13 protein-coding genes are annotated in these 12,891 nt (G+C 59.8%); 5 read left to right on the top strand and 8 right to left on the bottom strand.

Going from position 1 to position 12,891, the window contains the following annotated elements; genetic code table 11:
* Positions 1-12: 12 nt before the first annotated feature.
* On the bottom strand, positions 13-930 hold the full coding sequence (locus CWS72_RS08100) for a LysR family transcriptional regulator (protein WP_101250077.1): 918 nt from the start codon (positions 928-930) through the stop codon (positions 13-15).
* Positions 931-1,047: 117 nt separating this feature from the next.
* Here CWS72_RS08100 and CWS72_RS08095 point away from each other — a divergent pair, with 117 nt between their 5' ends.
* Positions 1,048-1,743, top strand: a complete 696-nt coding sequence (locus tag CWS72_RS08095; RefSeq protein WP_101250076.1) for a pirin family protein — start codon at positions 1,048-1,050, stop codon at positions 1,741-1,743.
* A gap of 177 nt (positions 1,744-1,920) precedes the next feature.
* On the opposite strand, the gene CWS72_RS08090 is transcribed toward CWS72_RS08095, so the two are convergent.
* From CWS72_RS08090 to CWS72_RS08060, 7 genes are all read right to left on the bottom strand, one after another.
* Complete coding sequence (locus CWS72_RS08090; RefSeq protein WP_101250075.1) at positions 1,921-2,427, bottom strand: Dps family protein; 507 nt, start codon at positions 2,425-2,427, stop codon at positions 1,921-1,923.
* Between the two features lie 68 nt (positions 2,428-2,495).
* Positions 2,496-3,350, bottom strand: a complete 855-nt coding sequence (locus CWS72_RS08085) for a helix-turn-helix transcriptional regulator (RefSeq protein WP_101250074.1) — start codon at positions 3,348-3,350, stop codon at positions 2,496-2,498.
* 109 nt (positions 3,351-3,459) lie between these two features.
* Positions 3,460-3,909, bottom strand: a complete 450-nt coding sequence (locus CWS72_RS08080) for a DoxX family protein (RefSeq protein ID WP_101250073.1) — start codon at positions 3,907-3,909, stop codon at positions 3,460-3,462.
* 12 nt (positions 3,910-3,921) lie between these two features.
* Entirely contained in the window at positions 3,922-5,808 is a 1,887-nt protein-coding gene (locus tag CWS72_RS08075; RefSeq protein ID WP_101250072.1) for an amidohydrolase, read from the bottom strand.
* Between the two features lie 29 nt (positions 5,809-5,837).
* Complete coding sequence (locus CWS72_RS08070; protein WP_101250071.1) at positions 5,838-6,137, bottom strand: XapX domain-containing protein; 300 nt, start codon at positions 6,135-6,137, stop codon at positions 5,838-5,840.
* Between the two features lie 103 nt (positions 6,138-6,240).
* On the bottom strand, positions 6,241-6,912 hold the full coding sequence (locus tag CWS72_RS08065; RefSeq protein ID WP_101250145.1) for a hydrolase: 672 nt from the start codon (positions 6,910-6,912) through the stop codon (positions 6,241-6,243).
* A 56-nt stretch (positions 6,913-6,968) separates the two neighbouring features.
* Positions 6,969-7,796 carry an alpha/beta fold hydrolase gene (locus CWS72_RS08060; RefSeq protein WP_199175581.1) on the bottom strand — a complete coding sequence of 276 codons (828 nt, stop codon included), beginning with the start codon at positions 7,794-7,796 and terminating at the stop codon, positions 6,969-6,971.
* A 331-nt stretch (positions 7,797-8,127) separates the two neighbouring features.
* On the opposite strand from CWS72_RS08060, the gene CWS72_RS08055 reads away from it, so the two are divergent.
* The 4 genes from CWS72_RS08055 (at position 8,128) to CWS72_RS08040 (ending at position 12,824) form a co-directional block, all read left to right on the top strand.
* The gene (locus CWS72_RS08055) at positions 8,128-8,922 is read left to right on the top strand and encodes a YoaK family protein (protein WP_338056165.1); all 795 of its coding nucleotides are present in this window, start codon (positions 8,128-8,130) and stop codon (positions 8,920-8,922) included.
* A gap of 167 nt (positions 8,923-9,089) precedes the next feature.
* The gene (locus CWS72_RS08050; RefSeq protein ID WP_158240554.1) at positions 9,090-11,423 is read left to right on the top strand and encodes a tetratricopeptide repeat protein; all 2,334 of its coding nucleotides are present in this window, start codon (positions 9,090-9,092) and stop codon (positions 11,421-11,423) included.
* A 417-nt stretch (positions 11,424-11,840) separates the two neighbouring features.
* Positions 11,841-12,020 carry a hypothetical protein gene (locus tag CWS72_RS08045; protein WP_101250067.1) on the top strand — a complete coding sequence of 60 codons (180 nt, stop codon included), beginning with the start codon at positions 11,841-11,843 and terminating at the stop codon, positions 12,018-12,020.
* A gap of 72 nt (positions 12,021-12,092) precedes the next feature.
* Positions 12,093-12,824 (top strand): HAD family hydrolase, encoded by a 732-nt coding sequence (locus CWS72_RS08040; protein ID WP_158240553.1) that lies wholly within the window; start codon positions 12,093-12,095, stop codon positions 12,822-12,824.
* The last annotated feature ends 67 nt before the right edge of the window (positions 12,825-12,891 follow it).

The following is a 12,891-nucleotide window of genomic DNA, read 5'->3' as shown; positions in this document are numbered from 1 at the left end:
CTTCGCCCCCTCTTACCCGCTCGTCCAGGGGGCCGTTCCGGCGGCGAAATGGCGGATCAGGAAATCGGCGAGAACCCGCGTCCTGATCGCGCGCGGCTCGCCGGCCGGCATCACCAGATGCAGGGCCAGGGGCGGCGCCGACCAATCGGTCAGGACCGCTTGCAGACGCCCCTCCTCCACCGCCTTCCAGGCAATGAAATCGGGCTGCAAGGCCACCCCGATCCCGGCGGCGAGCGCGGCGTCCAAGGCGTCGGCGTTGTTCGCCTTCAGCCGGGCGGCGACGGCGACCGTCTCCTCGGCGCCGCTGGGACCGGTGAACCGCCACGTCTCCCCCGTCGCCAGATAGCTGTAGCCGAGACAGGCATGCTTTTCGAGATCCCGGGGATGCTCCGGAACGCCATGCCGTAAAAAATAGGCGGGCGTGCCCACCACCCAGCGGCGAACCGGACAAAGCCGCCGCGCGACCATTCCGGAATCCGGCAAATCGGCAATTCGGAGCGCCATATCGAAGCCCATCGCCACCAGATCGACGACCCGATCGTCCAGATGAAGATCGACGGTGACTGCGGGATAGGCGTTCAGAAACTCCGGCAGGATCGCCGCGACATGGCGTAGACCGAAGGACATCGGAGCGGCCAGGCGAACCCGCCCGCGCGGCGTGGCCGACTTGGCCTGCGCCTCGGCTTCGACGGCCTCCCCCTCCGCCAGGATTTGCGCGGCGCGTACGGCAAGGACCCGGCCTGTTTCAGTCACCGAAAGCCGACGGGAGGTCCGATGGATCAAACGCTCCCCCAGACGCGCCTCCAGCCGGCCGATAATCTTCGAAACCGTGGGAGCGGACATCCCGAGTTCGGCGGCGGCCCCGGAAAAAGATCCCAGTTCCACGACCTTCGCGAAAACCGCCCATGCCTCCAGATCGGGAAGGGACATCTTCTTACCTAAAGAAATGGAAATGATATCATTCCATAATTGCCATTTTTATCGGCCTGGTCGAGCCCTATCTTCTTTTCACGACAAAGCCATTCCCGGCTGTTAACGGAGGTTAAAATGATCGAACTTCGGCCTTATTCACAATTGGGTGGCGCCGATCACGGCTGGCTGAAGGCCAAGCATCACTTTTCCTTTGCCAGCTATTACGACCCCCGGCGCATGAGCTGGGGCGACCTGCGGGTGTGGAACGACGACGAGATCGCCGTCAATACGGGCTTTCCGCCGCATCCGCACGCCGACATGGAAATCGTCACCTATGTCAGGGAAGGGGCGATCACCCATAAGGATTCCCTTGGAAACGAAGGTCGTACCGTTGCCGGCGACGTGCAGGTGATGTCGGCGGGATCGGGCATCCGTCATTCCGAATACAATCTGGAAGACGAGACGACACGGATTTTCCAGATCTGGATCGAACCGAGGAGCAGCGGCGGCACCCCCTCCTGGGGAACCAAACCCTTCCCCAAGGGCAAGCGGTCCGGGCGTTTCGTGACCCTGGCCAGCGGCTTCGCCGAAGACGACGCCCTGCCCATCCGGGCCGAGGCCAGAGTGATGGGCGCGACGTTGCGCGCGGGTGAACGGATCACCCTGGCCATCGACCCGAAACGCCACATCTATCTGGTGCCCGCCACCGGATCGGTGGAAGTGAACGGCGTCACGGTGAATGCACGCGATGGCGCGGCGATCACCGAGATCTCCTCGCTCGACATCACCGGTATCGCCGACGCCGAGGTGGTTCTGGTCGACGCGCCGTAAGGAACGGCCTGCCAGCCCAGGATAAAAGGAGTGGCACCGGCCTTCGTGCCGGTGTTCTCCAAAAGGCGACCCACTTCCGGCTCTCGCCGGAACACCGGCGTCCCTGCCCATAGAAGAAAATCTCCCCTCGCCCGCTTTGCGGGCGAGGGCTTATCGCCACCCGGAGGAGTGTTTCGTCTAGGAACTGCGTCCGGTTTCGGCAAGGAACCAGACGCGCAGTTCGGCTTCGTCGATCCAGTTTTCCAGAAGACTGGTACTTGCGACATCGCCGTGCTCGTCGCACAGGCTGTGGGTCTGCCGCATCCGCTCGGCCAGGGCCGCGTTGTCGGCGCACAGTTCCGCCAGCATGGCCGGCGGAGACAACAGGTCTTCCTCATTGCCGGCGATCTGGCTCAGTCGCTCGATATGGCCGATGGAACGGATGGTCGTCCCGCCGATCTTGCGGACACGTTCGGCCATCGCATCGACCAGGGCGAGAATCTGCGACGCCTGATCGTCGAAAAGCAGATGATAATCGCGAAAATGCGGCCCCGAGACATGCCAATGAAAATTCTTCGTTTTCACGAACAGCGAAAAGACATCGGCGATAAGGGCGTTCATCGCATTGGAAACATCGTCGACCGCTTCGATGGAAAAGCCCCCCAGCGATTCCGACGTTCTCTTTTTCTCAATTTTCCGGGCCATATTTTACACCGTAACTATGTCTAATATACAGGGGTCACGAGATGCGGATCGCGCTTCCGCGCAGGCGATCATTCGAGAATGCGCGCGAAGAACTTCCCGGGACTGACCCCGACCGTACGCTTGAACTGGCGATTCAGATGACTTTGATCGAAGAAGCCACAGAGTTGCGCCACATCGGCAAGCTTGAGTCCTTGCTTGATGAATTTCATGGCTTTATTGACGCGATATGTTCTCAAATACTGGTGCGGAGTTACACCGTATTCATCACGAAATTGTCTGATCAACACGAACTGATTGACGTTGGCAAGTTCCGAAAGTGATTGCAGCGTTATTTCCGAGTCGTAATTTTCCCGCATATACTCGACCACGTCACGGTGGCGCCTGTTTGATCTTCTTTTATTTTCATTGGTTGCCTTCTTATGTGTCACTTCCGCGATATCGCGAAAAAGCATAGCGAGACACGTCGATTTCATCAGAGCGCATTCGCGACTTTCAAAAACGGAAAGCGTATGAATAACCCTTCTATGCAGGTCCTCGTGATTCAGAACCGGGTTCGAAAAATCGAACGTTCCATATTCACCGTCTCCATGCGCATTTAAAATATTTTGCAATCCCTCCTGCGAAATATGAATCTCGTGACAATCGGATCCATTCACTTCGTCGCAGTGGATCGTTTTCGTGCTGAAAACCTGCCCTGCGTCACGCAAAACCACGCTTCCCGGGGTTTCATGGTAGGTCCGCCCGTCCTGGTTGCTCAACCAGGACGACCCACGGAAGGCGAGGATGACGACCTCGTCGTGAAAGGCGTTGTTCATTTCGAGAAGGTGTCCGCCGGGGAGAACGCGCCTCACGAAAGAACATAATTTATCGTCTATTTTGAAAACTTGAGGTGCATTTGAGCAATTCGGAACCACCATCTTCATCACTCCACATGACGCCACGCCATTTTCAACAACCCGTCACGATTAAACAAAAAATACTCAAGATATTATTATTTTATCACTCAGGCTTTTACCTGAAATGGGGACGCCGTCACTCGTTTTCACCATTTATAGAACGATATTTTTTTGAGATATCTTGGCAGGCAACCAACAAAAAGGCGCCGACCAGCCCCAGATGCTCATAAAAGGCATTGGCGCTCATGAAGCGTTCCACCCCCGACATTTCCCAATAGCGATTGGCGAGGAACGTCGCCGCCAGGGTGAAGAATCCAAGAGCCAGCGCGCCCGCCCAGCGCCCGACGCCGCCCAGGATCATGACCGAGGCGCCGAGTTCGAGAACGATCACCAGGACCGCGAGAAGAGACGCCGGGGCCAGACCGAAGTGGGTCATTTCGGCGACCGCCCCGGCAAAGTCCGACGCCTTCACCAGTCCACCCTGGAGATAGGCGGCCGTCAATCCCAGCAACCCCAACCATCTGACCATGGCGGAGGTCCCCCAGGGACGCAGCGCCACGACGACCATTCGTTCGACGTCCGACATTTCATCTCTCCATCAGAAGGCCCAGCAGGCACATCCCAGGGCACCCCAGAACCCTTTCAGATCGGACACGGGAATGCGGCCGGACCAGGCCTGGGCATGATCATGTCCGTGGACGGTGCAGGAATGCGCGCAGCCGCAGGATGTCGCCAGCCGGTGAGACGTGCTGTCCGCCGCGGATTGGCGGTCCGCCCACCCCGCGTAACCGCCGAATGTGCGCACCGGCGACCAATCGGGCATGGCCGGAGGAAGAGCGCCCTCGTCAAGGCCGGCGAAATCTCCGGCGCCCCAGACGATCTTGCCGCCGACCATGGTGAGTTCGGAGGTGAGGAACGAGATATCGGATTCGGCGCAGGAAAAGTAATCGCGATCCGGCACGATCAGATCGGCCAGCTGTCCGGCGACGATTCTGCCCTTCTTGCCCTCCTCGTCGGAAAACCAGGTGACGTTCTCGGTCCACATCCGCAAAGCGGTCTCGCGATCCAGGCAATTGCGCTGCGGCGTCAGGCGCAACCCGCCGACGGTCCGCCCCGTCACCAGCCAGGAAAGAGCGACCCACGGATTATAGGAGGCGACGCGGGTCGCATCGGTCCCGGCGGACACCTTGACCCCCATCTCCAGCATCTTGGCGACCGGAGGGGTCGCCTCGGCGGCGCCAAAACCATAGCGCTCGACGAAATATTCGCCCTGGTAGGCCATCCGATGCTGGACCGCGATGCCGCCGCCGAGAGCGGCGATGCGCTCGATCGAACGCTCGGAAATGGTTTCCGCGTGATCGAAGAACCAGTGCAATCCCTCAAGCGGAATATCCTGATTGACCCGCTCGAACACGTCGAGCGCGCGGGAAATCGTCTCGTCATAGGTTCCATGCAGGCGCCACGGCCAGCGGTTCTCCGCCAGGATGCGGATCACCCCTTCCAGATCGCCTTCCATGTCCGGCCCCATATCCGGCCGGGGTTGGCGGAAATCCTCGAAATCTGCGGCGGAAAAGACCAGCATCTCGCCGGCGCCGTTGTGGCGGAAATAGTCGTCGCCCTGCTTGTATTTCGATGTCCTGGTCCAGTTGAGGAAGTCCTCCTTCTCCTGCTTCGGCTTCTGCGTGAACAGGTTGTAGGCCAGACGGATGGTCAGATGCCCATCCTCGGACAGCTTGCGGATGACCTCGTAATCCTCGGGATAATTCTGCGATCCCCCGCCGGCGTCGATGGCGCCGGTAACCCCCAGACGGTTCAGTTCCCGCATGAAATGCCGCGTCGAATTCACCTGATAGTCGAAGGGAAGTTTCGGCCCCTTCGCCAGGGTCGCATAAAGGATGGTGGCGTTGGGTTTGGCCAGCAGCAATCCGGTGGGATCGCCCTTTTCGTCGCGAACGATCTCGCCACCGGGAGGCGCCGGCGTATTGCGATCGTAGCCGACCGCCCGCAAGGCCGCCGCGTTCAGCAACGCCCGATCGTAAAGATGCAGCAGGAACACCGGTGTTTCGGGCGCCGCCGCGTTGATTTCATCGATCGTGGGCAGACGCTTTTCCGAGAACTGATGCTCGGTGAAGCCGCCGACGACCCTGATCCATTGGGGAGGCGGCGTGATGGCGACCTGCCGCTTCAGCATGTCCATGGCATCGGCCAGGGAGCGCACGCCGTCCCAGCGGAGTTCGAGATTGAAGTTGAGCCCGCCCCGGATGATGTGCAGGTGATTGTCGATCAGTCCCGGCAATACGCGCCGCCCCTTCAAATCGACGATCCGGGTGCCGGGTCCGGCCAAAGGCATGATATCGCCATCGGATCCGACCGCGAGAAAGCGCCCGTCCTTGATGGCCACCGCGCTGGCGGAAGGGGCGGACTTATCGAGCGTGGTGAACAGACCGCGATGCAAGATGAGGTCGGGAAAGCTGGGGGCGTTCATTGACGATCTCCGCGAAAGAGGCATTTCAATCAGGAAGGACGACCGGCCGCGTCGTCGGATGCGGCGGCGGGGGCCGCGCTCAGGGTGGGCGAAGGCGCGGCCTTCGGCAGATGCCCGAACATGTGCGGCTTGACCTGCTGGAACCAGCTGTGATCCGCCGATTGACGCTGCCACATGTTCTTGACGACGGGCGGCACCTGCTCGCCGATGAGGATCCCCAGCAGCCCGACCAGGGCGATGACGGGCGGAGCCGGAGAGCGCACATTGATCAGGCCATAGACGGCACCGACCAGCAGACCGGCGGCCAAGGACAACAGATAAGCTTTCATCGGCGGATATCCCTCTTCATGGACCAGGTGTCCGGCGATCCTTCGCCACGCCCTTCGCGGATCCCGCCCCGGGGGAGGCGGGATCCGCTCGCGAGGGCGCCGATCAAGGCGTGCTGATCACCTTGTGGGGGAACGCGCCTCGCTGGGGGGCCTTGTGAACATGGGTGTAGGCGTAATCGACGCCCATGCCGTAGGCCCCGAAATGCTCGCGGACGACCGTCATGACGCCATCATAGGTTTCCCGACGGGCCCAATCGCGCTGCAGTTCGAGCAGGACGGTCAGCGTCGTCATCGAATGGGCCCCGGCCGCCTCCATGCGCCGCACGGCGGCATCGTGGGATTCGGGGGAAGTGCCGCCCGAGGCGTCGGTGACGATATAGATCTCGTAGCCTTCCTCTATGGCGGACAGGGTCGGGAACAGCAGGCAGGCTTCGGTCCACAGGGCGGCGATGATCAGCTTCTTCTTGCCCGACGCCTTGACCGCGGCAACCAGCGTCTCGCTGTCCCAGGAGTTCATCGATGTCCGTTCGATGGGGTCCTGGCGGACCACATCCAGAAGTTCCGGCCAGATATAGCCCGAGAAGGACTCGGTTTCGACCGCCGTCAAGATGGTGGGAATGCCGAAGATCTTGGCGGTCTTGGCCAAAGCCAGCACGTTGTTCTTGAGATATTGCCGGTCGATCGACGTCACGCCAAAAGACATCTGAGGCTGGTGATCGATCAGAATGAGAAGGCATTCATTGGGATTGATCAGTGCCTTTGCATTAAAAGTCATCATTGTCTCCAATTACTGATAAATACTCATTCCATCCGGAGATGAACGCTGAAAATTCATCCCCTGATGAAGGAAAGAAGCTCTTGATTGACGATGTTCTTATGGGTCGTGCACAACCCGTGCGGCGCTCCCGGCACGACTTTCAAGACCCCCCGCGGCAGCAGCTCGGCAGCCAGCTTCCCGGTCGTGGCCAAGGGCACGATTTGATCGTCGTCGCCATGCAAGACCAGGGTGGGAATCGTCATCTTCTTGAGATCGTTTCGGAAATCCGTCTCCGAGAACGCCTTGATGCAGTCATAGTGGGCATTGAGGGCACCCATCATCCCCTGCAGCCAGAAGGTTTCTCGGACACCGTCGGAGACCTTGGCCTCCGGACGATTGGCCCCATAGAAAGGTATGGTGAGATCCTTGAAGAACTGGGCCCGATCGGCCAGGACACCCGCGCGGATGCCGTCGAAAACCGACATCGGCACGCCATCGGGATTGAAGTCGGTCTTGGCCATGATGGGGGTCACCGCCCCGATCAGAACCGCCTTGGCGACGCGCTTCGTCCCATGGCGCCCGATATAGCGGGCGACCTCGCCGCCGCCGGTCGAATGGCCGACGTGAACGGCGCCATGCAGGTCGAGAGCCTCGGTCAGGACCGCCAGGTCGTCGGCGTAGGTATCCATGTCATGGCCGGACCAGGGCTGGCTGGAACGGCCATGACCACGACGGTCATGCGCCACGACACGAAAACCGTTCGAGGCGAGGAACAGCATCTGATCCTCCCAGGCGTCGGCCGAAAGAGGCCAGCCATGACTGAAGACGACCGGCTGGCCATGGCCCCAATCCTTGAAATAGATCTGCGTGCCGTCTTTCGTCGTGATTGAGGTATTGCCCATCTTTGACGCTCCATTTTTTCCGTGTCCGCCGGAAAGAGTGCCGGCCCGATCCGCCGCCAGGGCATCGCTCGCGAAAGCTCCACCACCGATTGCCGAGGCGATGAAGGCGCCACCCTTCATAATCAATCTTCTTGAAATATTGATGGTTTCATTTGAATGAATCACACCCATCACAGAACTACGCTTATTATTACATATAAAAATTTCATATTCATACTAATGTAACACTTTAATTTCGCCCAGTGACGAGATATTCTCACGAGAGACCAATCCAATATTGGATGAAATTGACCATTTTTTAAAAAATGTAAAAAGTATCCTGTATTTTTTTATGGTTTATTTGATACACGCAGAGCCGCCGCAAATAACCATAAATAAATACATGTCTTTATGTTTTATATTTATATTCCACTACATATATAAAATATTTTTATTTATAAATTTTTTATATCGGAGACTCATGATGAAAAAATCAACAACTCTTACATTTTTACTATCATTTTTATCCGGATATGTTGACACGGCCGTCTACGTCTACATGGGCGGCCTCTTCGTCGCTCATGTAACCGGCAATTTCGTTCTTCTCGGAACGACGATGAGTGGGCAGACCGGCGGCGGCGGTCACAATGGCATGGTCGCGCTGCAGCTTCTCTCCTTCCCGATCTTCGTCGGAGCGGCGGCTCTGGCGACGGCCATCGGCGAACGGACCGGCGGCGGCAGACGGGGAACCCGTTTTCTTTTCGGCCTCGACTCCGCCATCTTCGCCCTGGTCGGGGCGGTTGCGCTGGCGGGGTGCGAGATTCGTATCGCGGGATCGCTGCTGCTGGTGGTGGCGATGGGATTTCTCAACACGGCGCACCGGCTTGATCCGACGCTCGGGCCACCCTTCACGGTGATGACCGGCAATGTCACCGGAATGGCGGTCTCCCTCGCCAGGCTGGTCGGACTGGCCCCGAAGGCCGATGCAAAAGGGGGCCCGAAGAGCACGGTTGCGGCAACAGCCATACCGGTGGCCGGCTTTTTGTTCGGTTGCGCCGGCGGCGCCCTGGCCCAGGCCTATTGCGGACTCGGCGCCATGGTCGTCCCCGCCTTGATATTGGTGGCCGGCCTGTTCGCCGCGGCCTGAAAACCGATCCGCAAGGCGCAGGAATTTCGTGTTCCTCAAGACCATCCCCGGGAGATAGGATGGCGGCTCGTCATGCCGGAATTCCGGACGGCCGAACCCACCCGGCAAGGATCAGGCCGACGCATTGCCGTCGCCCGCGACGGCCCGGCGGGCAGAACGATGATCGGATGCCATTTGCTTTCGGGGCTGAGTTGAACGTTCAAGAGATATTCGCCAACGCCCTTCGGCATCATCAGGCGGGGCGCCTGGGCGAGGCCGAAGGGCTTTACCGGCAGGTGCTGGCGATCGACGTCCGCCACGCCGACGCCCTGCATCTGCTTGGCGTTCTGGCCGGCCAGGTCGGGCGCAACGACATCGCGACCGACCTGATCTCCAAGGCCATCGCGCTGAACGATCAATCACCGGACTTTCACATCAACCTCGGCAATGTCCTTCTGATGCGAGACAGGCCGGAGGACGCGGCGGGCTCCTTCCGGCGCGCCCTGGCCCTGAGGCCCGATCTGGCGGAAGCCTATTACAGCCTGGGCCTCGCCTTGCAGAAACGGGGCCGTCGAAACGAGGCCGGAACCGCCTATCGCCGCGCTTTGGCCCAGAAGCCGGATCATGTCGAAGCATCCTTCAATCTCGGCAATATCCTGCAAGAACAAGACAAACCGGAAGAGGCGATCGCCTGTTACAACCGCGCGCTGCATTACAGACCGGACCAAGTCGAGGCATATTGCAATCTTGGAACGGCCCTACAGGCGCGAGGCAGGCAGAGCGAGGCGGCGGCCACCTATCAACGGGCGCTGGCTTTGAAACCGGACCTCTCGGCAGCCCACTATAATCTGGGCAATACCTTCCAGGCCCAGGACCGGCTGGAGGAAGCGGTGATTTCCTATGGACGGGCGGTGGCCTGCCGACCGGACTATGCCGAGGCCCAGGGCAACCTCGGCAATGTTCTCAAAGAGCAGGGAAAACTGGCGGCGGCGGCGGCGGCCTATGGACGGGCGCTAATCCATAAGCCGGACTATGTCGAGGCCCATAGCAACCTCGGCCTGACCTTGCAGGTCCAGTGGAAGCTGGGGGAGGCCGTGGCCGCCTTCGGACGGGCGCTGGCCTACAAACCGGACCATGTTGAGGCCCTCAGCAATTTGGGAGTGGCCCTCCTGGAACAAGGCAAGGTGGAGGAGGCGCTGACCTCTTTCGCGCGGGCCCTTGCCTGCCAGCCGGACTACGCCAACGCTGAACTCAACCTCACCGTCAGCCAGTTATACCGGCCGGATGTCGGATTGGCGGATATTCTGGCCCTGTCGCGTCGCTGGAACGACATCCACGCCACCCGCTTCCAGGACCGCTGGCCGGACCATGCCCGCCCCCGGAACACTGAGGAAAAGCCGCGGCTCGGCTTCGTTTCGGCGGATTTCCGCCAACATCCCGTGGGACTTTTGGCCATTCCGGCACTCGAAGGACTGGCCAGGGCCGGATATCCCCTGATCTGCTACAGCAACAGCAATGACAACAGTTTCAGGGAAGATCGACTGAGGGCTCGCTTCGCCGGGGCGGCGACGGAATGGCGATCGGCGGCCACGCTCTCCGATGACGCGCTGGCCGATCAGATCAAGGCCGACGGCATCGACATCCTGATCGATCTTTCCGGTTACAGCGCCGGCAACCGTCTGCTGGTTTTCGCCCGCAGGCCGGCCCCCATCCAGGTGGCCTGCTGGATCGGCTATCCGGCCACCAGCGGACTGGTGGCGATGGATTACGTCCTGGCCGACCGTTATCAGATACCGCCCGGAGCCGAGGCTTTTTACACGGAAGCGGTGGTCCGGTTGCCCGACGGCTATGTCGCCTTCGAACCGGCACCCGACGCCCCGACGGTAAGCGGACTTCCCGCCCTGTCCCGAGACGGCGTCACCTTCGGCTCGTTCAACGCGCTGAAGAAGATCACGCCGGAGGTGGTGGCCGTATGGAGCAGTATCCTCAGCCGGTTGCCCGCCAGCCGGCTGCTCTTGAAAACGCTGGCCCTGGACTGCCCGGCGACGCGGCGCTATTACGCGGAAATGTTCGCCGCCCACGGCATCGGGGAAGAGCGGCTTCGGTTCGTCGGCAAAACGACGGCCGAGCAGCATATGGCCTGGATGGGGCAAGCCGACATCGCCCTCGATCCGTTCCCCTATGCCGGCGGACAGACGACCCTTGAAGCCTTGTGGATGGGACTTCCGGTGATCAGCCTGCCCCGCGAAACCTTCGGCAGCCGCCATTCCCTCAGTTATCTGTCGAACATCGGCCTGGGCGGATTGGCGGCGGCGACCCCCGGGGATTACGTCGAGCTTGCCTGCGATCTGGCCGGGGACCTTCCCCGTCTCGCCGATCTGCGATCCGGGTTGCGCGGGCGCATGCTGGCCTCACCCCTGTGCGATGCCGACCGCTTCGCCCGCGATCTGGGCGCGGCCCTGACCACGATGTGGCAACGCTGGCACGACGGCCGACCAGCCACCCTCATCGATATGACCTGAGAGGCGTCGCTGAAAAACGCCTCCCCCGCCACGAAAGCCGATTCACGCGCCATCGGACATAGGGGCTGTTGAAAAATTATCGAATCAACAGACACTAAAGCCCGAACGGCGCTTCTCGCCCGCCGTAGCGGAGCGCAGGCGTCATATGGAATCTTAGTGTTTGGAGCGATAATTTCGCGGCGAGCCCTAAGGGCCGCGAATTACCAAGGGTCGCGGCGACACAATAAACCAGTTTATTTACAACATTCTACAGATACCACCCGCCATCGATCGCACGGAAAATTCGGGAGAAACATCATAAAATTCCCAGAATTGCATGAGAGTTCGAAGTGGGTTGAGAAAATTGCATTGCACGACAAACCGCATACGGATGCATTCTGACGGTAAGATTTTGTAAATTTACTACATTCTGAGGTCATGATGCGTAGCTGTGCCACCACTGTCTATTTCACTGTCGCCGCCCTCGTGCTTGTCACCGTTATCGGCGTCACCCACACGGAAACCGCCAAAACCGGCAACCCCGCCCTCGCCCAGGCGATGTTTGCCGATGAGGCCCATGTCGCCGGCCACGGCACGACCAGCGAACAGAACGACTAAGCTTTCTACCGGCATTTGATGGATCGGATCGGATCGGGCCTGAACCGCTCAGGCTCGGTTGTCCGGATCATCATGAAGGCTGTTTTATTCGATCTCGGCGAAACCCTCTACAGCTACGAGGGTCTCCCGCTAAGCTGGAAAGACCATTACCAGGCCGCCTGGAAGCGGGCCCTGCAAATGGCGGGACTGGATTGCGCAGACTATGATCTGAGCCTGGCCGCCGCCCATATGGAAAAATTCAACACCCGTATCGTCATCCGGGATGAGGAATTCAGCAGCGACCACATATTTGACGGCGCCCTGCTTCAGCTGAAAATAGATCAGATCCACCGGGAGAAGATCGTCGACGCCTATTTCGGATATTTCAGGCAGGCATTGCGCCCTTATCCCGAATCCCGGAAGGTTCTCGAAATTTTGCGGCGCAATGGGATCCGAACGGGCGCCCTCACCGATGTCGCCTATGGAATGCCGGCTCATTTTGTCGAAGACGATCTGCGGCTCTGCGGCATTCTCGATCTTTTGGACGTCTGGTTCACATCGGTTCATGTCGGCTATCGCAAGCCGCATCCTCGGGGATTTTTAACCCTGTGCGAGGCATTGGAAATAGCGCCGTCCGAAGCCATATATGTAGGCAACGAGGAAAAAGACGTCGTTGGGGCCAAAAATGCGGGATTGACGGCGGCCCTGGTGAATCGCACACCGGGCGCGAAGCCCGAATGGCGTCAGGATCATACGATCACGAGTTTATTGGACTGCCTCGAAATCCTGGAACTCGGTGGCCAAGCCGATGGATATCGGCGCTAAGACCAAGGGACAATGAGGCGAGCCGCGTCAGTGGCTCGCCGGTATCAAACGATACATCCTCGCAGCC

The organism is Telmatospirillum siberiense (assembly GCF_002845745.1).
In the GTDB taxonomy this organism is placed as follows: domain Bacteria; phylum Pseudomonadota; class Alphaproteobacteria; order Rhodospirillales; family Magnetospirillaceae; genus Telmatospirillum; species Telmatospirillum siberiense.
This window is presented reverse-complemented; position numbering and strand designations above follow the sequence as displayed.